We start from the raw sequence: 25,891 nt of genomic DNA on the forward strand, positions 1-25,891 counted from the left end.
CATGAATCTACTGAAAAGAAATATAGGGCTGAATTTTGATGCCCAAAACAACGCTGTGATTTGTGTTTGGGCCCCAAATGCAGATTCTGTTGCAGTAAAAGTAATACATACAGGGCTTATTCTTGAACTAAATTCCGGTGAAAGAGGATATTGGAACCTGGTAAGCGCTGAAATTAAAATCGGTGACAGGTATGTGTTTGTTATTGATGGAAAAGAACTGCCGGATCCTGCTTCGCTGGCACAGCGGGAGGGTGTTCATGAAGCCTCAGAAGCGATCTCTTTAAATTTCTCCTGGACTGATGAATCCTGGAAGAACATTCCGTTAGAGCATTATATTCTTTATGAACTGCATACCGGAACATTTTCTGCTTCGGGCGATTTTAAGGGGATTGAAGCGCGTCTGGATCATTTGGTGGAACTTGGTGTCACCGCAATTGAGTTGATGCCTATAGCGTCATTTCCAGGTAGTAGAAACTGGGGGTATGATGGTGTATTCCTTTTTGCTGTGCAGCAAAGTTACGGCGGGCCTGAAGGCTTGCAACATTTGGTGAACGTCTGTCACGAAAAGGGTTTGGCTGTAATACTTGATGTGGTGTATAACCATTTGGGTCCGGAAGGAAATTACTTGTCTGAATTTGGACCATATTTTACGGATAAATACCATACCCCCTGGGGCAATGCGATAAATTATGACGACCAGAATTGCGATGGTGTTCGGGATTTTATGGTCGAAAATGTGCTGATGTGGTTCAGGGATTTTCACATTGATGCCCTGCGTTTGGATGCGGTACATGCCATAAAGGATTTTTCTGCAGTGCACCTGCTTCAGCTTATCCGGGAAAAGACGGATGAACTAATGGAACATACCGGCCGCAAACATTACCTGATTGCGGAGTCTGATCTGAATGATCCTAAATATATATCGCCTGTGGCAGACCATGGTTTGGGTATGGATGCGCAATGGGTAGACGAGTTTCATCATGCCCTGCGGGTTACGGCCGGTGAACCGGCTAAAGGTTATTATGCTGATTTTTCGGGTATTGACCACCTGGCAAAATCTTACTGTGATGCGTATGTATACACGGGAACGTATTCTGCTGAACGGAAAAAAACGTTTGGAAAAACTGCGGCCGGTCATCCGGGTCAGCAGTTTATTGTATTTTCTCAAAATCATGACCAGGTTGGAAACCGGATGCTTGGTGAACGCAGCAGTACTTTGTTTAGCTTTGAAATGCAGAAACTTATGGCTGCTGCGGTGCTCAGTGCTCCTTTTTTACCCATGCTGTTTATGGGTGAGGAGTGGGGAGAAACCAATCCTTTCCTGTATTTTGTAAGCCATACCGATCTTGAACTGGTTGAACTGGTTAGAAAGGGAAGAAAGGCTGAGTTTACAGAAATGCATGGTGCCGGTGAAGCGCCAGATCCACAGGATGAATCGACATTTTTGGCTTCTAAATTAAACTGGTCACGGCTATCTGAACCGGATCATCGTATTTTATTTCAATTTTATAAAAAGCTGATTGCCCTTCGTAAAAATACGGTGCTTGGCAATGGTGACCGGGAGGGAACTCATGTTCATCTTCTTGCTAAGCAGCATGCTTTACTGCTTGAACGGGGAACATCTGGTGATCTGGACCTGGTGCTCTGCGGAATGAATTTTTCGAAACAGCCGCAATCTTTGGTTATTCCGCCGCATCTAAAAATCCATCTAAAATTAATAGATTCTGCTGCACCGGAATGGCTTGGTACTGGTACAGCTGCAGTTATTGCTGACCCGGATCGCTCCATTTCCTGTTCGGATAATGCAGACGTTATTCCGGAAATGCAAGACAAAACTGAAAAACTTCTCCTCCAACCCGAATCCTTTATTGCTTATTCCGCATCTTATGTTTGATCCGATCTCCACTTATCGTATTCAGTTTAACAGCGATTTTACTTTTGCTGATTTTAATAAAATTATTCCCTATCTGAATCATTTGGGAATTCAGACCATTTATGCTTCGCCCATTTTTGATGCGGTGCCTGGAAGTACCCATGGTTATGACGGGGTAAATCCGGAACGCATTAATCCTGAAATCGGATCTTTAGATGAACTTAAAAGAATTTCTGAACGACTGAAATCATTGGGTATGCAATGGATCCAGGATATTGTACCCAATCATATGGGCTTCCATCCGCACAACAAATGGTTAATGGATGTTTTGAAAAATGGGGAGGATTCTCCTTACCGGAATTATTTTGACATCATTTCTAAAGATCTGGCCGTTGAACCGCTGATGGTTCCGTTTTTAGGTTCCAGTCTTGATGAGGTTATTGAATCAGGAGATCTGAAGCTTACTCAGAAGGGGGAGGAATGGTTTTTGGCTTATTTTGACAGCTGCTGGCCGTTAAAAGTGGGTACTGATCTGGATAAGCCAATAAAGTCGATTGCTGGACAACAATTTTACCGGCTTTGCAGCTATAAGGAAAGCAATGAACGGATTAACTATCGCCGGTTCTTTACCGTGAATAGCCTGATCTGCTTAAATATGCAGTTTGAGGATGTTTTTAATTCCTACCATCGTTTTACCAAAGAATTGCTGGACGAAGGTATTTTTCAGGGATTGCGGATTGATCATGCAGATGGGCTGTATGACCCTGAGGCGTATTTGCAGCAATTGCGCGAACTTTGCGGACCGGATTGTTACATCGTCATTGAAAAGATCCTGGAACCCGGTGAAGAGCTGCCTGTGGGGTGGCCGGTTCAGGGAACTACTGGTTATGACTACCTGGGTCTGCTGAACCAGCTTTTTACCAATGAAAAGTCGGAAAAGAAATTTGATGAATTTTATAAGAATTTAAGTGATTATACACTTTCTGTGCAGACCGAGATCCGGACTAAAAAGAAATCCTTCTTAGCCAATCACATGTCTGGTGAGCTGGATAATCTTTTTGATCTGTTTAGGTCTTTAAAGCTGGTTAATTCGAAAGAAAAGACATTGAATGATCCGCTGATCTTCAAAAAGCTGATTGCTGAAATTTTAGTGCGGTGCCCGGTGTACCGGTTCTATGGTAATCAATACCCGCTGCCGACATCTGAGGTACAGGCACTGGAACCTATTTTCTCAGATCTGGAAAAGGCTGCTGAATATCGGGATGCCCTGGCTATTCTTAAGCGGATCTTATTTGGCAATACCACTGGAGAAACTGATTACGGGCAACGGGTTTTGCAATTTTATCAGCGGCTGATGCAGTTTACCGGTCCGTTAATGGCTAAAGGGGTTGAGGATACTTTGATGTATACCTATAATCGTTTTATTGGCAGTAATGAAGTGGGCGATTCTCCGGATGTTTTTGGAATTACGGTTGATGATTTTCATCAGGCCATGATCAGTAGAAAGGATCACTGGCCGCTTGCGATGAATGCGACGAGTACACACGATACCAAAAGGGGGGAAGATGCCCGGGCCAGACTGCATGTGCTGACCGATTTGAAAAAGGAATGGCTGGATGAAGTAAAGCTTTGGAAGGAACTGAATGCCGATCTTAAATCTGGTGATACCCCGGATACCAATGATGAATATCTGATCTATCAAAACCTGATTGCAACGTATCCGGATGAGGGGCCGGACACCGGGGCGTATCCCGAACGGTTTTTAGCCTATATTGAGAAAGCATTGCGGGAATCTAAACGGAATTCCAACTGGGATGAACCAGAAGTGGACTACGAAGATTCTGCCAGGGACTTTGTTACCGCCATGCTTAACCCGGAACGTGAGTTTTGGAGCCGATTTGTTACCTTTCATAAAAAGGTAAGCCAGTTTGGAAAGATCTATTCGCTTTCTTCTGTGGTGCTTAAATTTGGCTGTCCGGGTGTGCCGGATACCTATCAGGGTGCTGAATTCTGGGATCTGAGCATGGTTGACCCTGATAACAGGAGGCCGGTTAATTATGCGCTGAGGGAGAAATTCCTGACTGGAATACGAAAAGGGGAATATAGCCCGGATCTGCTTTGGGAGCAGGCCGGGAATGGTGCGGTGAAGTTATTCTTTATCCAGCTAGTGCTCGGCATTCGGAAACAATATCCATTGCTTTTTTCTGATGGGCTCTATCTGCCGTTAAAGGTTAAGGGAAAATTCTCTGATTCGGTGATTGCTTTTGTCCGCAGGCATAAAGGGGAATGGCTGTTGTTTGTACTTCCTTTGAATGCAGTTGAGCTGACGGGTGCCGATCCGCAAAAGATCAATCATTCAGACTGGCAGGATACACGGATTGTTTTGCCTGAGGGTATCCCTTCTTCATTTAAAGATGTGCTGAGAGAAACTAAGACTGAAGTGAAAGATGAACTGATGCTGTCTGATTTAATGACCGGGCTGCCAATTGGGATCTTTCATTTTCAGGAACAGGAACATAAAAGAGGTGCGGGCATTCTGATGCACATTTCTTCCTTACCTTCTGACTATGGAATTGGTGATCTGGGGAATTCTGCGCATGAGTTTCTCCAATTTCTGGTGTCTGCCCGGCAAAAATACTGGCAGGTTTTACCGATGAACCCGGTTGGTATTGACCAGTCTTATTCCCCATATAGCTCCAGTTCTGTAATGGCTGGAAATATCTTAATGATCAGTCCGGAATTACTTTGCCAGGAGGGGCTGCTGACGGACGCTGAACTGAAGAAGCTGGTTTTGAAGGGCCGTAAAAAGGTTGATTATGCGGCTGTTGAAAAGGTAAAGTTACTGGCTTTAAAGTATGCGTATATTCGCTATTGCGGTAATTTTACGGCATTAAAGCCTGATCCTGATTTTGTCAGTTTTTGTGAGCGGGAAAGGTATTGGCTGGATGACTACGCGTTATTTTCTGCGTTTAAAAGGGAGTATAACGGAAAGCCATGGTATGAATGGCCGATGCCTGCAAGGCTTAGAGATAAAACGGTGATCAGTGATTTCGAATTGCGTAAGCAAGATCTGTTAACGGAGATCAAATGGCAGCAGTTTGTATTCTTTAAGCAATGGGCCAAATTGAAGAAAATGGCTAATGCGTTAAACATACAGATGATTGGTGATCTTCCCTTTTATGCCGCGCTGGATTCTGCAGATGTTTGGGCAAACCGGGAGCTTTTCAGCATTGATGCAGCGGGACAGATTAAGGGTGTTGCTGGTGTGCCGCCGGACTATTTTAATGCTGAGGGGCAGCTTTGGGGGATGCCGGTTTACAATTGGAATGCCATGAGCAAGAAGGGATACAACTGGTGGATCTTAAGAATGGCCAGTAACCTGGAGATGTACGACCAGATCAGGCTGGATCATTTCCGTGCTTTTTCTGAATATTGGGAGGTTCCGGCATCTGCCGCTTCTGCTAAGGAAGGAAGCTGGAAAAAAGGACCTGGGGTTCCATTTTTCGAAGTGATGGAAGCTCATTTTGGTCATTTACCCTTATTGGCGGAAGATCTTGGTGAGATTAGTGATGATGTTTATGCACTGAGAGATCAGTTTAACCTTCCGGGGATGAAAGTACTCCAGTTCGCTTTTGCAGATGACCTGGCTGACTCTATCCATGCGCCCCATAATTTTCTGAACGACAATTGTTTTGTTTATACGGGTACGCACGACAACAATACGACGCTTGGCTGGTATAAACAGGAAGCTGACCGTGATACTAAGGCCAGGATTGAACAATATACCGGGCATCCCATTTCTAAAGGAAATATTGATCTTACGATGATTCGTCTTGCTTATTCTTCCATTGCTAAAACAGCAATGATCCCATTGCAGGATGTGCTTGGTAAAGGATTAAGCTCCAGGATGAATACACCGGCTACGGTAAAGTCTAACTGGACATGGAGATTAAAGCCAGCGGAGCTGGGTGCAAAATATGCTGCGGTGTTGAAGGAGATGGTGATCAGGTATGGGAGGTAAGAAACCTGGAAACAGATTATTTTATTCTTTTTAATGCTGACATGGAAATGTATCCGGCTGTTTCTTTACCCGCCTTATTGGTATAGTACACATATAACCAGGTTTGCTTACTTGCTGCAATTCTATCCATATCCAGTGTGACCTTGTCCCCTTTGAGCACATAGGTTTTTAGTACGGAGCCGGCGCCGGGCGTTTTGTAAAAGTAGGCCTTTGGAACGGTTACGATATAGTCGCCAGCTACGGCATCCGTAATCTTGGTATAAACGCCGTTAAAATCGTCAGTCAGGTGATCGGTCATGCAATGCTCAAAGGATGCCTTAAGCTTGCCTTGTACAACGTTCAGTGTCACTTTACATTCCGGGTCGCTGTCTGCGCTCTGCAAAACACAACTGTTGTTTTTCATTGTTCCGGTTCCTTCATAGAAGCCCATTTGACCATTGTGCGTATTCCACCAGGCGAATACGGCGGCCTTTATGTGGTTATTATTGTTTTCAACCGAGATGACGCAATAAGAACCTGCTGGCCCTTTTTTCTCATAGGTGCCGTTTTGAGAAAATGCTGGTGCATTTAAAATGATCAAAAAAATAAGACAGCTGATTGTTCTAAGGATGCCGTTTTGGGCACAAGTAATGGGGAGCCTTTTCATTTTATATTATTGTTCAATTATAATGCCGTTGATGGATACTTCCTGACAGCTTAATGAAATTGCTGAGCATTGATACCGCAAAACTCGATTCCTGATCCCTTTACTTCTTTTAAGATGCGTTCATTAAATTTCCGGATTCCGGATTGCGCGGCTTCATAAAGTGTATTGTATTTTTTACGCAGATCTGAGGTGATGGAGTTGATGTTGATGATCTGTCCATACTCTTTTTTACGCATTCTTTTAATTGCTTCCCGTGTACAGTTAATCTGTCCGTTTAAATTTACGCGCAGGGCATCTTCCCAGGTTTTAGGATCGTCTATCCCCAGGTTTTGATAAGATAACATGTCATTATTGATGAGAATATCTAGTCCCCTGAAATGGCGGTCTATCACCGTAAATATGGTTTTAAGATCTTCCGGATTTGCTGGATTTCCGACCATGCCATAGCAATTGGATTCCCGGTTGAGTGTTCTCAGCTTCTGCATGGTCTCATTCAGGATATCCTGATTTTGGCCGATAATAAGGATTTTCGCACCCAATGCGGCAAGCATCAAAGCTGTCGACTGGCCATCGTTCGAGGTGCCGCCGGAAATCAAGATCTTTTTGCCGGTAATTTTTTCTGGTAAATGGTTGATCAGGTTGTTCATAGCTAAATAATATAGAGGTTGATCTTATTTCATTCCTGACTTAATTTGTACGGCCAGCTTATGGTGCCCTTCAAGTATGGGCAACGTTTTAGCTGCAAAGTCTTTTACTTTATCATCTCTTAAAGTCATTGCCGATTTAAAAAGCGCTAATGTTTTAACATGGTCATTTACCATCATGTCCATATAATGTTTATCAAATTCTGCACCCTTTAATGTTTTCATGGCGGTAATATGGGCTTTTTGGTCTGCAGGGTATTCTGTTGGAACCAGGATGGCCTGTTTTTCTGCAATTGCCTTTAATTCATTGTTTGCCCTGGTATGATCGGTAACCATTTTAGCTGCGAATTCTTTAACTTTTGAACTGGAGGCTTTTGATTGGGCGAGTTTACCGAGTTCCACTTCCATCATTCCTCCGAGTCCGGCTTCTTTAATAAAGGCTGCTCCATCGTCGTCAATATTTGATTCATTCGTTTCGTTTTTAAGGTCGGAACCAGCATTTTGTTCTTTAACGCCTGTCACCGTGTTTGTGCTGCCATTTCCAGCTGTGTTGGCTCCAACTGCACTATCCGCGGAAGCGTTGTCTCCTGTTGTACTCACTGCCGAAGAATCTTTCATTTCTGAACTTGGGTTGCTGGTGTTTTGACATGCACATAGCGAAGCACTAATTGCGATGGTGATGAAGTAAATTTTTAATGTTTTCATAGGGTTCATTTAATCGTTATGTAGTTATAACAATTTTAATGATAAGTGGTTCTGGGTTTTTATACGTTTTACCAGGTTTAAGTTTCTGTGCATATTTTTCGTTAACCTTCAAGGGGTCCGGGGCTATACGGCTTGCAATTTCAGGTTATGCGGTACTTATAATTTTAAAACCATTGGTGCCCGTAATTGTTGAGGGAAATAACCTATATAAAATGATATGATGTATAAGAAGGAAAGATTGGGAAGTCCGGAGCATACTATGGTGGATGTAACGGAGTATTATGAAGTGGAATACTGGGCAAAGAAATTTGAGGTTTCACCTGAGAGATTAAGGGCTGCAGTGGAGTCTGCCGGTACATCTGCGGATGCGGTAAAAAAGTACCTGAACAAATTAAATACCTGAAATTATGAGCCTGGAGAAATATAACGCCAAGCGGGATTTTAACAAGACCGCTGAACCCAAATCTGGAAAAAGTAAGGACAAGGATAAACTCATGTTTGTAATCCAAAAACATGATGCTTCCCGCTTACATTATGATTTCAGGCTGGAGATGGAGGGCGTTTTAAAAAGCTGGGCTGTACCTAAAGGGCCTTCTACGGATCCGAAGACTAAACGGCTGGCTATGATGGTAGAAGATCATCCGTACGATTACCGCAACTTTGAAGGCATTATCCCGAAAGGTGAATATGGCGGCGGTACAGTGATTGTTTGGGATGCCGGCACTTATGAACCGATTGAGGAAATTAAAGGCAAGAAGGCTCAGGAGAAGCATTTATTGAAACAGTTGAAAAGCGGTTCTTTAAAGATTAAGCTGCATGGGAAAAAGCTCAATGGGGAGTTTGCTTTGGTAAAAACCCATGGTATGGCCGAGAACAGCTGGCTGCTGATCAAACATAAGGATGATTATGCATCTGTAAAAGATATTACCAAATTGGACAAATCTATACTGTCTGATCAGACCATTGCACAGGTTGAAAAAACGACCGATCAGGTTTGGCACAGTACGCAAACGGATCATTTACGGGAGGATGCCGATGCTGAGCATGGCGGTAAACCCAAAACTAAGGGTGCAAAAACAGAGGCTGCGGCATCCGGTACTAAAAAGACATCTAAATCTGTAAAGCCCGGCGCTAAAACAACTGCGACTAAAACAGCCGGAACAAAGACAAAAAATACCATTAAAAATGAGGCTGCATCTGTTGAATCTTTATTAAAAAAAGCACCTAAATCCAAAATCCCTTCAGGGATGAAGCCCATGCTGGCTACGCTGGTTGATGCACCTTTTGACGATTCCGATTGGCAGTTTGAAGTAAAATGGGATGGTTATCGCGCCCTTGCGTTTTTAAATAAGGGTGAGGCTGAACTGCTGTCCAGGAACAATAAATCTTTTAATGATAAGTTCTATCCGATCTATGAAAAGATAAAGGAATGGAAGATGAATGCTGTCCTTGACGGGGAGATACTGGTGCTGAACGATAAGGGGATCTCTAATTTTGGCGATCTTCAAAACTGGAGAAGCGAAGCCGATGGAGCACTTGTTTTTTATGTGTTTGACCTGCTTTGGTATGAAGGGAAGAACCTGATGGGGTTACCGATTACGGACAGGCAGGCGATTTTAGAACAGGTTTTACCTGTTGATGACGACAGCATTCGTCTGAGTAAGGTTTTTGATACCAGCGGCATTGATTTCTTTAATGCTGCGGAAAAGATTGGCCTGGAGGGGATTATTGCCAAAAGAAAAGACAGTGTTTATGCGGCCAATTATAGATCTAAGGAATGGGTTAAAGTTAAGGTGCATAAGCGCCAGGAAGTGATCATTGCCGGATACACAAAGAACGCGGATACGTCTAAGCAATTCAGTTCGCTCTTACTGGGTGTTTATGAAGATGGCGGGTTGCAGTATGTGGGTAAAGTGGGGACCGGGTTCTCTGATAAAGTGCAAAAGGAAATGATGACGCAGTTTAAGCCGATCATTACCGATGAAAGTCCTTTTGATGAGATCCCTGATGTGAACAAACCATCCAGGTTCAGGCCAAATCCACCTAAAGCCAAGGCCACCTGGTTAAAGCCTAAGCTGGTTTGTGAAGTTGCGTTTACCGAAGTAACAGCTGATGGTGTCTTTCGGCACCCTTCTTTTCAGGGCATGCGCATCGATAAGAATGCAAGGGATGTAACCCGGGAGACGGCGGCTGCTACTGATACTGTAATTGAAGATATTGAAGAAAAGGTTAAAGAGGAACAAGCGGATCAGCATGCGGATGTGGTTAAGCCCCCAAAGGGTAAGGAACCTAAAACGCTGCTCAACCCAAAGGATGAAACGCAGGTTAGGAAAGTTGGCGGTCATGAGTTGAAGTTTACGCATTTAAGTAAATTATACTGGCCGGAGGATGGCGTAAGCAAGCGCGATCTGTTTAATTATTACTACCAGGTGTCGGATTATATATTGCCGTATCTGAAAGATCGGCCGATGTCTTTAAACCGGTTTCCGGGAGGGATCCATGGGAAAGGTTTTTACCAGAAAAATGTAAAGGACTCTGCACCCGAATGGGCAAAAACATTTCCGTATTCTACCGGTGATGGGGAGGAAAAAGAATACCTGGTTGGAGATGACCAGGCCACACTATTGTGGATGGCTTCTTTAGGCTGTATTGAGATGAACCCCTGGTTTAGCAGGATACAGTCGCCGGATAATCCGGATTATTGTGTCATTGATTTGGATCCGGATAAAAACACGTTCGACCAGGTGGTTGAGGCTGCACTGGTTGTTAAAAAGATTCTGGATGAGATCGATGTTCCTTCTTACTGCAAGACGTCGGGCTCTACGGGGATGCATATTTATATCCCTATGGCCGCAAAATATTCATACGATCAAAGCCAGCTTTTTGCACGTATTGTTGTTGATATTGTGCATAAGCAAATCCCTAAGTTTACCAGCCTGGAACGGATGATTGCGAACCGTAAGGGCAAGATGTATCTTGATTTTTTACAAAACAGGCCGGGCGCTACCATTGCTGGCCCTTATTCACTAAGGCCTAAGCCCGGCGCTACGGTTTCTATGCCGCTGCATTGGGATGAAGTTAAGCCTGGACTGGCGATGAAGGATTTTACGATCTTTAATGCATTGGACCGGTTGAAAACAGAAGGTGATTTATTTAAGGGTGTGCTGGGTAAAGGTATTGACCTGGAGAAAACCATTAAAAAAGCCAGGAGCATCTTTGGATAATTGAAGTGCTTCTAACAGTCTAACTTTGGGGAGCATTGGTTAGGGAGAATCAAATCCTGAATTTAAGGCTTCGCGTGTATATAATCCTTCACTTGTTTGAGCCAGTCTTTTTGGTAGTCTAGCTGCACATCAGGCTGGATGCCGATTTCTTCATAGGGGAGGTAATTTCCGCTATCTTTCATGTCTGACGGATAAAGCGTGTATTTGCCGCTGGGCAGGATTTCTGAGCGGCCATAATTATTGCCATAGGTTACGGTGCCGTGTGTGGTTTCTCCCATGATAACGATCGATGCTGCTTTTTTTAACCGGATTAAGAATTGCTCTGCGTTGCTGGCTGTACTGCTGTTGATCATGACATAGATCTTACTTTTTTTTGCCTGTTTTTTTAGCAGGGAAAGGAATTTTTCGGATGCTTTGAATCCGCCGCCCGGATTATTTCTAAGGTCGACCACCAGATCTTTTGCGTGTAATGAATCCTGTATGCGGTTATAAAACAGGGATGATTCCAGGATGGCTTTGTCTGAACTTGCAAAGCTGCCCAAACGCAGGTATTGAATTTGCGGGTCAAGGGTGCTCAATTCGAAAATGTAGTTGTTTTTAAAGGTGTATGCGTAGTTGGGCGGACTGTCTTTTTTTCTTCCAAATTTTAATAGTCTTCCGTCTTTAAAACGGTCATGTTTTACAAAGTAAAGTGCTTTGGTTGTTAGGTTTGCATAGATGCCCCGAAATTTTCCGGTTTCATAAGCGTACAGTTCCAGTGCCTGTTCTCCTCTTTCCCAAAGGGTTGAGCCCGATAAGATGACACCGGTCAGGCTGTCCTTTTTTGCCGTATTGTAATAAATGCCAACCGTAAATTGGGTGCCTTGTCTGTAGATCCCTTCGGGACTGTTAAGCGGCTTTGCGTTCAATGCTTTTTCGAGGGAATCCAGATTGATCTTTGGCTCAATATAGTGGCGTAAGGCTGGATCCTGTCCGGGTGTATGATAGAGGGACAGGTGGTTGTCTTTCAGGGGTATGAGTAATTCTGCTAATTTTCCAAGTGTATCGAAAGCGGATGGCTTAAGTGCCGTTTGATTCAGTATTTGGTAGAGCTGCTGGTATTTGGTCTTTTTCTTTCCGGTGATCTGCTGTTTAAAGGATGGTGTTTTTTGAAGGGCCTGATACAGCTTTTGCAGGTCTTGCTGATAGATGTTCTGCTGTTGTGCTGTAGCACTATTGATGATGCACAGCGATACGATAAGGGTAATTTTAAGTCTGTTGATCATTTGATGATTTCTTTAAGTTCGGTAATTTTAAACTGGTCGTCTCCATCGATGAACTGCCTGATCATGGAGATGTGGCCTGCTCCGAGCAGCAATACTATTTTTTGGTCTGTAGCTTTGGTTAATTTTTGAACTAACGCATACATATACAAGTTTCTTCTATACCATTCTGATACCGATAATGCCCCTGCGAAATTGTCGTCTTTGCCGGCCCGGTTTAAGGTGCTGACGTAAAATCCATAATTTGATCTTCTGAATGCTGTGGTGTTGGCGTCTAATATCAGCTGGGTTAGGTTCATGGTTCTCCTTTTTTGATTGGCTTCTTTTTCCATGGCCGAGGTTGTGTTTTGGATGGTTTGCATCAGTTGGTCCTGCCCGGCTTCCTGTATGGCTTTCATGACGGTGTCTACCGGTAGATCCAGCGGATAATCGACCCCATTTATTTGAGTGAGCCCTGCCTTTTTTCCGGCTCTGAATGCCAGCTGAAAGATCTCGTTCTGTGCGTAGAAGCGGTAGTTTCGTTTGTTTTTGTAGGTTTGATCTATGTGTTTTTCGTATTGATCATTCAGGTAAAGCTGGTATAGGGAATCCAGCTGCTGCTGGTCGTTGTATTCCCATTCTACAAAGATCTTATCCGGATTAAATGCTTTAATTTTTGTGCTGATCATTTCCAGTTCTTTTTGTGATGCTGGTGTGGTTATATCAAAATCTACCGTTTTTACGGCATCTGCATTTGGGTTGTTAAAGTGGAAGGTACCGATTAGCAGGATCTCTTTTTTAAGTGGCATCGGTTTGTTGCTGCTTTGGGCTTTGGAACCGTATTGTAATCCGGTAAGGAGGACGAAGAAGATGACTAATTTAGTATTCATGGTTTGTGCTTTGATTTGTTGTTTCAAAGATGGAGCGATGCGCTTTAAAGTTCAATTAAATGATCTGAACACCTCAAATTATTATCCCAACTGGTTTTTAGGTTGCTATTCGTGATGATCATCGATTTAGGCAGGTTGGGATAATATTTTGGGTATTTGAAATAAGAAAGTATGCAGATGGAAATCCTTTTGATAGTTTTATAGCATGAAGTTAACCCGGACTGTTTTTATCCATGTGATTTGCTGGATCGTTATTTTAGGTTATATATATGGCGGCTATCTGCTGAAGAATGTAGACTTTAGATATATCGCTTTTGGCATTTCAATTAGCCTGATCCAGGTTATCCAGTTTTATATTTGTTTTTTATGGGTATATCCTAATTATCTGAAACGGGGAAAGATCCCTCAGCTGATTGGCGGGGTCCTGATTTCCCTGCTTGTTTTTATTGTTTTACGGTATTTAATAGAGGAAGTCATTTATTTAGAATTGTGGGGTATTCACAATTATAGCAAGAATGTATCGCTCAGCTATTACCTTATAGATAATGTCTATTTCGGTAGTTCCTTTATTGCAATTTCTGCTGGCGTATGGAGTGTTCAGCGAAATTTTGAAACAGAACGGATGAACAGGAAGCTTAAGGATGAGGTGCTTAAAGCCGAGCTGGCGTTCTTAAAATCACAAATAAACCCTCATTTTTTATACAATACCCTAAACTACGTGTATTCTTTGGCTATGCCGGTTAGTGATCAGCTGGCCAATGCAATTTTGCGCCTTTCGGACTTGATGCGGTATACACTGACCGATAGTGCCGATGGTAAAGTAAGCCTGGTTAAGGAAGTGGAATACCTGAAGAGTTATATTGAACTTTTTAAGATGCGGTTTGAACCTAATTTTTATGTAGTGTTTACCACTGAAGGAATTGATGACACTCAAAAGATCGCTTCTTTAATGCTAATTCCTTTTGTTGAAAATGCGTTTAAACATGGCGTGGTGAACGTTGATTCCGATCCGGTCCGGATTGAGATAAAGGTTCAGGATAAAAGGCTTAAATTTGAGTTGAGCAACCGGATTAGCCGGGCGCTGAAAGATCACTCCAGTGGAATTGGTTTGGTTAATATTCAGCGAAGGCTGGACCTGATCTATCCGGGTGCTTATGAGCTTTTGATTTTAAATGATGGAAATACCTATAAAACCACACTTAATATAGATTTAAAATGATCCGTTGCCTTGCTGTTGATGATGAAGCTTATGCTTCGGAAATTATTGCGACTTACATTCGCAAAACGCCTTTTCTGGAATTGGTTGGTACAACGACAGATCCTTTTGCTGCGTTAAGTATGGTTCAGGACGGGAAGGTTGACCTGGTGTTTCTGGATATCCAGATGCCTGAGCTAACGGGGATCCAGTTTCTGAAGATCTGCGGTGGTAAGTGTAAGGTGATCTTAACCACGGCCTATCCGGAATATGCACTGGATGGATTTGATCTGGATGTTGTTGATTATTTGCTGAAGCCTGTTTCTTATGAGCGCTTTTATCAGGCCGTTTCCAAGGTACAGCAGCTGATGCCTGTACTTCATGAGGCACCAGGTTTACCTGTTGCTGATCCGGGTTCGTCTAATGATTTTATCTTCATTAAGGGTGACGCCAAGAATAAGTTTATCAAAATTGATTTTAAAGACATCCTGTTTGTGGAGGGCCTTAAGAATTATGTTTCCATTTATACGGCTTCTCAGCGGATCATTACCTACCAGACACTTCGGGATCTGGAAACGATATTGCCCTGTCCGCCATTTTATAGGGTGCATAAATCGTATATTCTATCCATTGAGAAGATTAAAATGATTGATGGCAACGCGGTTTTCATCGCGGAGCATGTGATCCCAATTGGTGAAACCTATAGGGATTCTTTCTTTAAAATGATCCGGGAATAACCGGACCTGTCTATTTTTCATTAAAAAAATAAGTTATTCTGTTGTCTGCTAAGCTGGTTTTACCCCGCTAAAGGGGAGGGGGTTCCGTATGCGCGGAACTGCCATGCCTCTTTCCGAATTCTTCTATTTGTATCGTAATGTTTGTGAAAGCGGGAAGCTATACAAGACGCAATCACCATTACAACAATGCAAATTAACAGAATAATTCACTTAAACTTTTGGCCTATGGGCATTATCAGAGGGGGAATCCTTGGAGGGTTCCGAAACAAGACAGGATCTGTAATCGGATCAAGCTGGCGAACGCTTGACGTGATTAAGGGCTTACCAAAATTAAGCGGTAAAGCACCTACTCAGTCACAATTGGAGCAGCAGGCCAAATTCGGATTGGTTACAGGCTTTTTAAGCTGGATCAGCAATTTGGTAGCGGTTGGTTATCGTTCATTGAGCGGGGTAGAAACAGAGATGAACGTCGCTGTTGCCTATCACTTGAAAAATGCGGTTACCGGTGTGTACCCAAATTATGAACTGAACTACGGAAAGCTGATGTACAGCCGTGGGAAACTGGATTGGCCGCTTGAGTATTCAGTAGCTACTGCCCCAAATGCGAGCCTTGCTTTTACCTGGAAGCACGAGGGGGAGGACTATGAGTTCATGTCTGCTACCGATCTGGTCACCGTACTGGTGTATAATCCTGAAAAAGACAGGTTTGTGCGGCTGGTAAATGCTGCCACAAGGTCTGAACAGGAGCTTAACCTGCAGCTGCCTGTCGCATTTGCCGGGGATACCGTGCATTGTTACCTGAGCTTTAAAAGTACGGTCAGGAAAGACCTGGTTTCCAGTACGATTTACATGGGGCAGATGGTGGTGCTTAATTAACCGTTTAATTTAATCAATACCGTTTCGGAATAAGTGGATCCTATACAGGCGGACAAACAACGTATAGCGCAAAAAATAGCATCTCTTCACCGGAATGGTATTGTTCATTCTTAAAAACACAAAATATGAAAGATTTAGATTCAGGATCGGGAGGTCCGGGAAGAACGGTGCTCATTCTGGTTGAGACCGTCGGGCTGCTGGTTGCCGGTTTTTTAAGCTGGCATTTGCTGCAGCGATTTATACAGCATTCGGATCTGACGGCTGGTTATGTTGATCCAAACATTTGGCTGCTGATCTTATTGTCTATCATTACTTTTTTAGGCAGTGTTGGCTTATGCTGGTGGCTGTTGAGACGTTTCTGGATGGTGATGGCTTTGCCTGCCCTGGAAATAATGGTTTTACGCTTTAAAGATATGAAACTATGGCATCAGTTAGGTTTTTTCTGGTTATCATTTGCTTTGTTGTTGCTGGCGCTGGTAATGTGCCTGGCAGCAATTTGCTAGGCGTAGCGACTGCGGAGCTTGGGGTTCATGAGGTTGGCGGCAACAACGCTGGTGCCCGGGTAGAAACTTACCTGGCTGCCGTTGGCTTGAAAAAGCCCGAGCCCTGGTGTGCTGCGTTTGTGTCCTGGGTTTTTAAGCAATGCGGATATGCAAAGCCACGTACGGGCTGGTCGCCAGCTTTGTTCCCTGACCGGCTTGTGGTTAAAAAGCCGGTACCCGGCTGCGTATTTGGGATTTATTTTCCTGAATTAAAAAGGATCGGGCATTGTGGTTTTGTAACGCAGGTTAAAGGAGATTGGATAGGCACAATTGAAGGCAATACCAATGTTTCTGGCGGGAGGGAAGGTGATGGTGTTTACAGGCGGACCCGGCATGTGCGGACGATCTGTAAAGTGGCGGATTATTCTAAATCTGATAACTTATGAAAACAATATTGATTTTGTCTATACTGCTTAGTTTGGGATGCGGAATCTTTAAACGAACAACGAAAGATGTTGTAGCGCGGAGTGACCATTTGAAACAGCAAAGTGTAAGGGAGCAGTCTGAGGAGTTAAAAGTGAACCGGGAAGATAAAGTTATATCGGTTTCCAGGGATTCGTCAAAGACAGATCTCAAGCTGCGGATCTGGCCTAAAGGGCCATTCTCTTTTTCTTTAGTGCATGGCTTTTCCGGTGTTGCTGATAGCCTGGATCTTGAAGGAGCTTTTTTAAGAACAGGGGTTGTTTCTCAGGATATGCTTAAGAAAGAAAAGGTGCTGAAACAAGGAGCGCTGAAAACCGTAGCGCTGAAGGAGCAGGAAAAGAAAATACGTGAGGAACACCGGGTTTCAGTGCCTTCCTTTAACTGGCTTTTTTACGCAGGAATTGTCCTGGTCATTTGGGTCTGTTACCGGATGGGTATATTTCTAAGCTTTGGAACTTATTTAAAAGGAATTGTCCGGAAGCTATGGCATTAGGAACGTGCAATTTAGCCATTTCGGTAGATTTGAAGACCGAAAAAAGGGGTGCTCCGGTTTGGATGCACCCCCTTTGTAGTTTACTGGTCTCTCAGGTTATCTTAATTATATCCGTCGTTTTGGTCCAGGTTTATATTAAGCGTTCGTTGTACCTGTGGAATTGGGTACAGTGTACGGAATGCTGCGGATGGCTGGTGGTCCCACCAGGTTCCGGTATGGAATTTCCCAAAGCGGATAAGGTCATCTCTTCTGAATCCCTCAAAGATAAATTCTCTTCCGCGCTCTTCCAGAAGTTCATCCAGTGTTAGCGTGGCCGTTGTATAAGCACGTGTTGCCCAGTCGGCAGTTGAGAAGGCCCTGCTTTTTGTGGCATTGATCAGATTTACGGCTTCTGTAGTTGCTGTTCCGCTATTTTTACGCATCAGTGCTTCTGCTTTTGCGAAATAGACCCAGGTTAGGCGGTAGATATTCCAGTCTGTGCAATTATAGTTAACATTAGCTGGTACCGGAACACCATTTACGATTCCGGGAAGCTGGTTTCCCAGTTTGTATTTGTTAAAGCGGACACCGCTATTTTCTTCTCCTTCGCTCATGTTGGAAACGGTTGATCCTGTTTTGTTCTTGCGGATGTTATCTACAAACACAATTTGCTGCTCACTATATTCGTTCCCTCCTTTTGCCAGTGCGGGCTGGCCATTGTCAAAACGAATCATTGGGCCTTCCAGCAGCCATCCTCTTTTTCTTAAATCGGCATTTTCGTATTTGGTAAACACGCCGGGAATTAATACAATCCCATCATTTCCATTCCTTGCGCCACCGTAAATCTGATCCTGCTGGAAATGGTAGAATTCGCCAGTCCAGGATGGTTCAAATACAGCCAGCCGGAATTCGTATGCAATGGAGAAGATCACCTCTTTGGAAAGGTCGTTGTCTGGTTTAAACTGATCTATGATATTCGGATCCAGTGCCATAGCTCCATTTTGACCACCTCCTGCATTGCTGATCAGCTTATCTGCTGCTGCAATACAATCGTCCCAGCGGGCAGTTCCGGTCCATACTTCTGCGTTTAAGTAGAGTTCTACGAGCATGGCGTATGCTCCCGCCTGTGTCATCCTTCCAATCATATTTCTGGATAGCGGAGGTGCTTTATCAATATTCTCTTTGATTTCCTTTTCAATGAAGGCAAAAACTTCTGCTCTTTTTAAGGTTGCCGGTTTTGCCGGGATGCCTACCTGTGTAACTACAGGAATGTTACCAAACAGATCCATCAGTTTAAGGTAATGAAAAGCGCGGAATAATTTAAGTTCTGCAATGTATTCATCTTTCTCGGTCTGTGTAATTCCCATTTGGGAAAGGCTTCGTTTTTCAAGGTTTTCAATAGGGTCATTACACAGGCCCATTCCCCAGTACATGAGTGACCAGGCATTGTTTAGCGGGCCGTCGTCACTTAACCAGGTATGGTAGTGCAGTCTTTTCCATTTTCCGCCATCTTCACCATGTCTGCCTTTGGTGGGCCAGGCCAGCTGGTCTCCGGAAAGTTCAGCGGGCCGCCACCAGCCGTCTTGTCCGGATGGGGTAACCCAGGCGTTTGCGTGGGTATACGGTCTTAAGACTGCTGAGAGAACTTCATTCTTATTGTTGTAGAAATTGTCAGTTACCAGCTGATCGTAAACGTTTTCATCTAATTTAGTGCATCCGTTAAAGAGCAGCGGGGATGCCATTAGTGCGGTTAATAGTATCTTTTTATAATTTTTCATTTTCTTCAATATTAAAATCCGAAACTAACTCCAAACAAAAATTGTCGTGTACTTGGGTATGGGCCACGGCTGTCTATACCCGGACCTAAGCCGGTATCACTAACAAAGTCCGGATCATTTCCTGAGTATTTGGTAAAGGTCACGAGATTTTGGCCGGTTACATAGGCCCTTAGGTTCCTGACATAATCATTTTTCATCTTAAACGTGTATCCAAGTGTTACCTCATCTATTTTAAGGAAACTTCCGCTTTCGATGTAGTAGTCTGAATACATGTAGGTATCCTTGATCTCTGCATATTTTGTAAAGGCACTGTTTAACAGGTTGGTTGACGTTCCATTTTTGTTTCCATACGAGATGGCCATGGTATTCAGGATGTCGTAATCTAATTTACTTCTTAAAAACACCCTCAGGTCAAATCCCTGGTATTTGAACGTATTGGTTAATGAGAGGTAATACTTTGGAATTGCGTTCCCGATTACAGCGAAATCTGTCTGATCTCTAAAGGCTGAAGTATTTATTTGTGCATTGGAAACAATTTCATTGTTCCTGTTATAGAACGTCCATTTTCCATCAGGTGTGAAGCCTGCAAAGCGTTTGCCCCAGAATTCACCCAGGTTCCGGCCTTCATAGGTACGGATTGCTTGTCCAAGTGCTCCAAAGCCACCAATGTCGCCAAATGTTTTCAAATCCCTCTTGTATTCATCATCTGAATAGCTATCCAGTTTATTTTTGGTGGTGCTGCCTACAAAGTCGATGTTCCACCTGAACTTACCTGTATTGATTGCATCGTAACTTAGGGCCAGCTCTATACCTTTTGCAGATATGGTGCCGACATTGGTATAGATGGAAGACTGGATAAATGGTGGTTGAGGGGAGGTGTAGGTATCCAAAAGATCTTTAGTTTTTCTATTGTATACATCAATTGAACCGGATAGTTTATTGTTCAATACGGTAAAATCAATACCTATATTGGTTTCTTGTTTTTTCTCCCATTTTAAGTTGGGATTTGGATTTCTGTTTGGTCCGTAAGTCTGCAGGTATTCGTTTGTTGGGAACCTGTAGATACCTCCTCCTCCGAGTGTAACCAAAGATGCGTAGTTGGCAAAGCCGGAGTTTCCGGTTTCACCATAACCGGCCCTTAGTTTTAGGTTGCCTACAAAAGAGACATCATCCATAAAGTCTTCTTCGGTAACGTTCCATCCTGCTGATACGGCCGGGAAGCTTGCCCATTTGTTATTTACCCCAAATCTGGATGAACCTTCTCTTCTTAAGGAGGCCTGGGCAAAATATTTAGAGCCGAAGGAATAATTGATCCTTCCAAGGAATGCAATTAACGTATTGTCGTTCTTGTAACTTCCTATTCCGATCCGGTTCAATGCAACGGGTACACTTCCGAGGTTGTTGTCTTCAAAAACATCATTTACATAACCCCTGTTGTTTGCATTAAAGCCCTCATTTACCTCATAGCGATAGCTATATACCGCTATGGCAGTCAGATTATGATTGGTGCCTATTTTTCTGGTGTATTCTATGGTAGGTTCTACGTTGAAATTTTGTTCTAATGCCGTTGTTCTGGCCGCGTATCCTCCATTTGGCGCGTTGCTGTTTTCTACAGAGTTCTGGCTTGCGCGGTCCCGGTATTCACTTCCGATGGTTGCGTTTCGCTGAACTGCACCGAATACAGAGCCTTTTAATCCGGGAATGATCTCCAGGGTCATTTTTCCGTCTACCGAACTGGTTTGCTGCTGCAGCCTGTTTTTTTCCTGCTGCAGTCTGGCTACTTCATTGGTAATGTTCCGGGTAAACAGGAAGGAGCCATCGGGGTTAAAGAACGATTCAGTAGGGTTTTTGGTCAGCACGTTTTCCCAGCCTCCTCCTCCGAGCAGGTTAGCCCTGTTGAAGTTTGTAGCAATGTTAAATTGCGAAGTTAACTTGTCTTTTAAGCCTGTTTGTGCCAGGCTTAGCCGGATGCTGTATTCTTTCCTTGCGTTTTCTTTTGCAAAGCCCTGCAAGTCACGATAATTCAAACTGGCCCTGTATGTTGCATTGGTACTACCTCCTGAAACGGCAAGATTATGGTTCATAGACACATTGTCTTTGTTGATCAGGTCTTCAAAGTAGTCAAAGTCGCCTCCAAAATCGGTTACCACATACTCGCCGCTTGCAATTCTTGACCTAAGTTCTGCAGCGTTCATGAAGTCTGGTTTCCTGGCAAGCCGCTCTGTACGTGCATAAGCATTATAATCGAATACAGAAGGTCCGGTTTTACCTTTCTTTGTGGTGATGAGGATTACCCCGGCATTGGCCCGGGTTCCGTAAACGGCGGCGCTTGATCCGTCTTTAAGTACGGTTATGGATTCTACATCATCTTGCTGGATCAGATCGAGGTTTCCGCCAGGGATTCCGTCGATAACGATCAGCGGGCTTTGGCTGCCGACCAAAGAGGTAACACCCCTGAGCTGGATGCCAACGCCAGAGTTCGGGTTGGTTCCTGAGGTGCGGGTAACCTGGAGGCCGGCTACTTTACCGATAAGAAGATCTAAAGGGTTTCTAGATCCGCTTTGGCGGAATTGAGAAGAGTCTACCTTGGTAATGGCAGAGGTAATTTCCCTTTGATTAATGGAGCCATAACCAATTACCACGACTTCATCCAGCTTGCTTCCTTCCGCAGGCAGGAGCCTGGCGTTGAAGGTTGTTTGTGTACCGGCTTTAACAGTTTGTGTTGTATAGCCGATATAAGAAAATTGGATCAGGTCATTTTCTGAGGTCACTTCAATGCTGTATCTTCCTGAGGCATCCGTTACGGTGCTTTTTCCAGTTGTAGTGTTTTTTATACCTACACCGGGCAGGGGAATTCCTGTGTCATCCCGTATGATTCCTGTCATGATCCTTTGCACTGTAGCGGGGCGCCATGGGATGCTTTTGTTGCTGAACTCATTCTGGGCTAACAGGTCTGAGTTCATGGAAAGGGCAGGGGAACTGAGCAAAATTATTGCAGAGTACCCCATGATTTTAAGTAAATTAATTTTCATTAGCGATTAGTTTATGTGAGTGGTTAGTAATTGCATAGCATGAAATTGCTGTTGACTAACATTAAAATCGAAGGTGTGCTGAAAGCTAATCTATTAGAGGGATTTGTGCATCTTTTTGGTTTTTACGGCTAATATTTCTAATGGATTAAAATCGATTTAGCAATGTTATCTTAAAAAAACTTTATGGGAATTACGCGTTTACGAAAAGGTTCGGATACAAAATTTATAAATGGTATATCAAATGTAAGAATTTGATATAATAAGAATAATACATTCTTTTACTGGAGGTTGAGTAAGAGTTCAGAGTAAACTTTTGAGACATTAAAATTTACTTTTTATTTTTTTATTGTAAGATCAATAAAATAAAATTCATTAAAATATTTTCTATTGAAGTTATAAAAATTGTTTTTACTTCATGTTACTTTGTAACTTTTACGTTTCAATAAATTGTTTCTTAGTAAAAATAAGCTGGAGATTAATTCCTGTTTGGTGTAGTGTAATTATTTAGCGGGAAGTGATAGATAAAAGGTGCTTCCTTTCTTGTTTTGACTGGTAAACCAAATGTTCCCTCCTTGTAACTGTGTATATTCTTTACTCATGTTAAGTCCCAATCCGGTTCCTTTTTCGTTTATGGTTCCGTATGTTGACTCCACGTTTAAAGAGAAGATCTTGCTTTGCCGCTCTAATGGGATGCCTATTCCATTGTCTTTTATGGAGATGATGCATTCTTTGTTCTTGAGGATGGCGCGAAGTTCAATACGGCCATTTTTGTGGGTAAACTTTATGGCATTGTTCAGCAAATTGCGGATAACCAGCTGAAGCATGTTTTTATCTGCAGTAACGATGATGTTGTTGTCTATGCTTACATCGAGTTCAATCGCTTTGTTTAGCGCAATTTGCCGGAACATTTCAACCGTTGAAATAAGCTGCTCTTTTAGGTTCAGGTCAGTTATGGATAAATTTGCGTTCTGCATTTGACTCTTTGCCCATTGTAATAAGTTACTCAGCAGATCTTGTGCATTGTCAACAGATTTGATCAGGTCCTGCTCGATCATTGAGCGTTCATCAGGATCCAGCGAAACCTGGCCAAGCAGGTTTAGGTATTGTTTTACAGCGGCCAGGGGTGAGGTGAGGTCATGCGAGATGATGGAGAATAGTTTATCTTTTTCGTCATTAAGCAATTGAAGCCTAAGTGCTTTATCGTCGATGATCAGCTTTTGTTTATAAAAGCTTTTTCTGATTTGTATGGTACATACATATAAGAGGCTGACCACAACACAATAACACAGCATCATATCCAGGAATAAGGCTTGTCTGCTGGTATGATGATTTTGTATGATCTGAGGCTGCAGGTATTCGCAGGCAACAATTGTGCATACAGTACCGAAGTTTACCAGGAACCAAAGCAGCCATTGTTTTTTTGGAACGACCAGGATTACCAGGAATAAAGAGACTGAGAATAACAGCAGGCTACCGCCGGTAATGCCTGAATTAAAGAAATAGCCGATTGCTGTTGTAATGTTGATCTCTATGGCGGAGATAGAGATTGCAAGGGTAAGTTTGTTTTTAAAGCGGCTTAAATAGTAAAGGCCGGATTGCAGCACTAAAATGAATAACGTAATGATACCCATCGGGTACAATGCATTATATAGATATAAGGTACCTTGAATAAGAAGTGTGATCAGGGCTACTGCAGATATGGTATGAAAGATCCGGCTCTCTAATGAGAATTCATTATGATCTCCGAGGACAACGTTCCAGAATTTACGGATATGACGAAAATATTCCTTCATTGACGAGGCGTGCTAATTTAGGTTTGGTATATCACAAAGAAAAGAAAGATAATTGAAATTAATATAATATCGTATAATTTTATTAATAAGACAATTCGTGCTTTTTAAGTCTATTAGATCCTGTTCTTTATATACTGTATATTGGATTATAGGAAGCGCTATGTTTTTGTTAAATTGGCGGTTGATATATGGCTGGCTGGAATGATTGAAATTTTTAGGAGGATACACAGGAAACTTATTGGTGATCCGTTAGCGATCACTATGGAAGCCAGGATCTTTCATGAAGTCTGTATTGTTGCGATAGTTTCACTTGTTTTTTTTGTTGGCGTAAACTTATTTGTCCGCATTCCATTTGTTTCTGCAGTGATGTTCAGCAGTGCGGTGCTCATGACATTCTTATTTGTGAATTCGAGGTACTGGGGGAATTCTAAAACCAGTGTGATCCTTTTTACCATATTGGGTAACCTGATGCTGATCTTTAATTTCTTTTTGAATTCTGGAATAAATGGGCCAACGTTACTGATTTTTATGCTTGCGTTCTTTTTTACTACATCGGTAATGCCCAATAAGGAATACCGTTTTTGGGTAGCATTGAATGGATTTGTCGTTGCTTCCTTATTAACGGTAGAATATTATTTTCCTGAACTGGTAAAGAATTCGTATGCCAGCCGGAGCGGATATTTTGTGGATACCGGGTTTTCTTATTTGGTGATCATGACGATCATCTCTATTATCCTTACCTATATCCGGAAGAGCTATGAGGCTGAAAAAAATAATTCCTTAAAGAAATCGATTGCTTTGGAGCAGGCTAATGAGTCAAAGACGAAACTACTTTCTATTTTGTCCCACGATATGAGATCGCCCTTAAATTCTATCCAGAGTTTTCTGGAGGTATTGATCGATTACGATTTGAATGAGGATGAGAAGAAGTCCATTACGGCCAGTTTGCTCAATGAAACTAAAAATACCCAAACGATGCTGGTGAATTTGTTGTCCTGGACTAAGTCACAAATGGAGACAGGCCTTAAGGTGAACCGTTTTGAACTGAATGGCTTTGAGACCTTAAAGGTTACAATTGATATCCAGCAGACTGCTGCCCTTGAAAAGTTAATCAGCATCAGGAATGAAATAGACCCCGGACTGTTCTTGTTTGCAGATGCGGATATGCTGAAGCTGGTATTTAGAAACGTAGTTAATAATGCCATCAAGTTTACACGGTCTGGCGGAGAAATTGTTTTAAGCAGCAGAGCGGATGTTGATTATCACGTATTGATCATTGCCGATAATGGTATTGGTATTTCTGCGGCGAAACAACCCTATGTTTTTTCACTGGACATTACGTCTACCTATGGTACCAAACATGAGAAGGGAGTTGGACTTGGGTTGTTATTGTGCAAAGAGTATATGGAGGTTCAGGGTGGTAAGATTTCTTTTGAAAGCAAGGAAGGTGTGGGGACTGTATTTTATTTGAGTTTTCCGGTAGCTGATCTGCAGGTAAATCCGGCTGATCCTGAAGATGAGGCGTATTCAGATCAAAAACTACAAGGTTAGGATAGAATACAAGAACAATGCCATGGTATTTCTGTTTCGTAACATTTAAGATACATAAACTTGTTTTGTAAAAAACATTGGGTTAACACGTAATTTATATTTATAATTGTTTTTGAAAAAACGTTTTAGTTCACCTAAAAAGCTACAACATGACCAAAACTTCTACACCACTAACCAAATTATCCCCTCACGCTGAAGATGTTATGTTTGTATTTAAACCGAAAATATGCGGTTTAATGGAATTTAAT

19 protein-coding genes are annotated in these 25,891 nt (G+C 42.7%); 11 read left to right on the forward strand and 8 right to left on the reverse strand.

The window, feature by feature from the left end:
* Nucleotide 1: 1 nt before the first annotated feature.
* Both treZ and treY read left to right on the forward strand, forming a co-directional pair.
* Nucleotides 2-1,894, forward strand: coding sequence for a malto-oligosyltrehalose trehalohydrolase (gene treZ / locus ATK78_RS10645; protein WP_133576065.1), 1,893 nt, complete (start codon nt 2-4; stop codon nt 1,892-1,894).
* On the forward strand, nt 1,887-5,894 hold the full coding sequence (gene treY, locus ATK78_RS10650; RefSeq protein ID WP_133576066.1) for a malto-oligosyltrehalose synthase: 4,008 nt from the start codon (nt 1,887-1,889) through the stop codon (nt 5,892-5,894). The genes treZ and treY overlap by 8 nt, the downstream gene beginning before the upstream one ends.
* Nucleotides 5,895-5,910: 16 nt before the next feature.
* On the opposite strand, the gene ATK78_RS10655 is transcribed toward treY, so the two are convergent.
* From ATK78_RS10655 to ATK78_RS10665, 3 genes are read right to left on the reverse strand one after another with little or no spacing between them, the layout of a single operon-like run.
* Nucleotides 5,911-6,540, reverse strand: coding sequence for a hypothetical protein (locus tag ATK78_RS10655; protein ID WP_133576067.1), 630 nt, complete (start codon nt 6,538-6,540; stop codon nt 5,911-5,913).
* A gap of 50 nt (nt 6,541-6,590) precedes the next feature.
* Nucleotides 6,591-7,187 (reverse strand): SDR family NAD(P)-dependent oxidoreductase, encoded by a 597-nt coding sequence (locus tag ATK78_RS10660; protein ID WP_133576068.1) that lies wholly within the window; start codon nt 7,185-7,187, stop codon nt 6,591-6,593.
* Between the two features lie 24 nt (nt 7,188-7,211).
* The gene (locus ATK78_RS10665; RefSeq protein ID WP_166664859.1) at nt 7,212-7,889 is read right to left on the reverse strand and encodes a DUF4142 domain-containing protein; all 678 of its coding nucleotides are present in this window, start codon (nt 7,887-7,889) and stop codon (nt 7,212-7,214) included.
* Between the two features lie 217 nt (nt 7,890-8,106).
* Here ATK78_RS10665 and ATK78_RS10670 point away from each other — a divergent pair, with 217 nt between their 5' ends.
* Nucleotides 8,107-8,292, forward strand: a complete 186-nt coding sequence (locus ATK78_RS10670) for a DUF3606 domain-containing protein (RefSeq protein ID WP_133576070.1) — start codon at nt 8,107-8,109, stop codon at nt 8,290-8,292.
* A 4-nt stretch (nt 8,293-8,296) separates the two neighbouring features.
* Entirely contained in the window at nt 8,297-11,113 is a 2,817-nt protein-coding gene (ligD, locus tag ATK78_RS10675) for a DNA ligase D (protein WP_133576071.1), read from the forward strand.
* 62 nt (nt 11,114-11,175) lie between these two features.
* Here ligD and ATK78_RS10680 read toward each other — a convergent pair whose 3' ends face one another.
* Nucleotides 11,176-12,378 carry a S41 family peptidase gene (locus ATK78_RS10680; protein WP_133576072.1) on the reverse strand — a complete coding sequence of 401 codons (1,203 nt, stop codon included), beginning with the start codon at nt 12,376-12,378 and terminating at the stop codon, nt 11,176-11,178.
* Nucleotides 12,375-13,244, reverse strand: coding sequence for a DUF5694 domain-containing protein (locus tag ATK78_RS10685; RefSeq protein WP_133576073.1), 870 nt, complete (start codon nt 13,242-13,244; stop codon nt 12,375-12,377). Before ATK78_RS10685 ends, ATK78_RS10680 begins: the two co-directional genes overlap by 4 nt.
* A 205-nt stretch (nt 13,245-13,449) precedes the next feature.
* Here ATK78_RS10685 and ATK78_RS10690 point away from each other — a divergent pair, with 205 nt between their 5' ends.
* The 6 genes from ATK78_RS10690 to ATK78_RS10715 all read left to right on the forward strand — a co-directional run bounded on the left by ATK78_RS10690 (nt 13,450) and on the right by ATK78_RS10715 (nt 17,510).
* On the forward strand, nt 13,450-14,463 hold the full coding sequence (locus tag ATK78_RS10690; RefSeq protein ID WP_133576074.1) for a sensor histidine kinase: 1,014 nt from the start codon (nt 13,450-13,452) through the stop codon (nt 14,461-14,463).
* A complete protein-coding gene (locus ATK78_RS10695; protein WP_133576075.1) occupies nt 14,460-15,176 on the forward strand; it encodes a LytR/AlgR family response regulator transcription factor in 717 nt (238 codons plus the stop codon). The genes ATK78_RS10690 and ATK78_RS10695 overlap by 4 nt, the downstream gene beginning before the upstream one ends.
* 225 nt (nt 15,177-15,401) lie before the next feature.
* Nucleotides 15,402-16,052: a DUF6266 family protein gene (locus ATK78_RS10700; RefSeq protein ID WP_133576076.1), complete on the forward strand. Its 651-nt coding sequence runs from the start codon at nt 15,402-15,404 to the stop codon at nt 16,050-16,052.
* A gap of 125 nt (nt 16,053-16,177) precedes the next feature.
* Nucleotides 16,178-16,555 carry a hypothetical protein gene (locus tag ATK78_RS10705; protein WP_133576077.1) on the forward strand — a complete coding sequence of 126 codons (378 nt, stop codon included), beginning with the start codon at nt 16,178-16,180 and terminating at the stop codon, nt 16,553-16,555.
* Nucleotides 16,474-16,980: a CHAP domain-containing protein gene (locus ATK78_RS10710; RefSeq protein ID WP_133576078.1), complete on the forward strand. Its 507-nt coding sequence runs from the start codon at nt 16,474-16,476 to the stop codon at nt 16,978-16,980. Before ATK78_RS10705 ends, ATK78_RS10710 begins: the two co-directional genes overlap by 82 nt.
* Nucleotides 16,977-17,510, forward strand: coding sequence for a hypothetical protein (locus ATK78_RS10715; protein ID WP_133576079.1), 534 nt, complete (start codon nt 16,977-16,979; stop codon nt 17,508-17,510). Before ATK78_RS10710 ends, ATK78_RS10715 begins: the two co-directional genes overlap by 4 nt.
* 101 nt (nt 17,511-17,611) lie before the next feature.
* Here the strand turns inward: ATK78_RS10715 and ATK78_RS10720 are convergent, their stop codons facing one another.
* The 3 genes from ATK78_RS10720 to ATK78_RS10730 all read right to left on the reverse strand — a co-directional run bounded on the left by ATK78_RS10720 (nt 17,612) and on the right by ATK78_RS10730 (nt 24,092).
* Nucleotides 17,612-19,267: a RagB/SusD family nutrient uptake outer membrane protein gene (locus tag ATK78_RS10720; protein WP_133576080.1), complete on the reverse strand. Its 1,656-nt coding sequence runs from the start codon at nt 19,265-19,267 to the stop codon at nt 17,612-17,614.
* 11 nt (nt 19,268-19,278) lie between these two features.
* Complete coding sequence (locus ATK78_RS10725; RefSeq protein ID WP_133576081.1) at nt 19,279-22,299, reverse strand: SusC/RagA family TonB-linked outer membrane protein; 3,021 nt, start codon at nt 22,297-22,299, stop codon at nt 19,279-19,281.
* Nucleotides 22,300-22,799: 500 nt separating this feature from the next.
* Nucleotides 22,800-24,092, reverse strand: coding sequence for a sensor histidine kinase (locus tag ATK78_RS10730; RefSeq protein ID WP_133576082.1), 1,293 nt, complete (start codon nt 24,090-24,092; stop codon nt 22,800-22,802).
* A 201-nt stretch (nt 24,093-24,293) separates the two neighbouring features.
* Here ATK78_RS10730 and ATK78_RS10735 point away from each other — a divergent pair, with 201 nt between their 5' ends.
* The gene (locus ATK78_RS10735) at nt 24,294-25,643 is read left to right on the forward strand and encodes a sensor histidine kinase (protein ID WP_133576083.1); all 1,350 of its coding nucleotides are present in this window, start codon (nt 24,294-24,296) and stop codon (nt 25,641-25,643) included.
* Nucleotides 25,644-25,891: the final 248 nt, after the last annotated feature.

Origin of the sequence: Pedobacter metabolipauper, assembly GCF_004362715.1 — a bacterium.
GTDB lineage: Bacteria > Bacteroidota > Bacteroidia > Sphingobacteriales > Sphingobacteriaceae > Pedobacter > Pedobacter metabolipauper.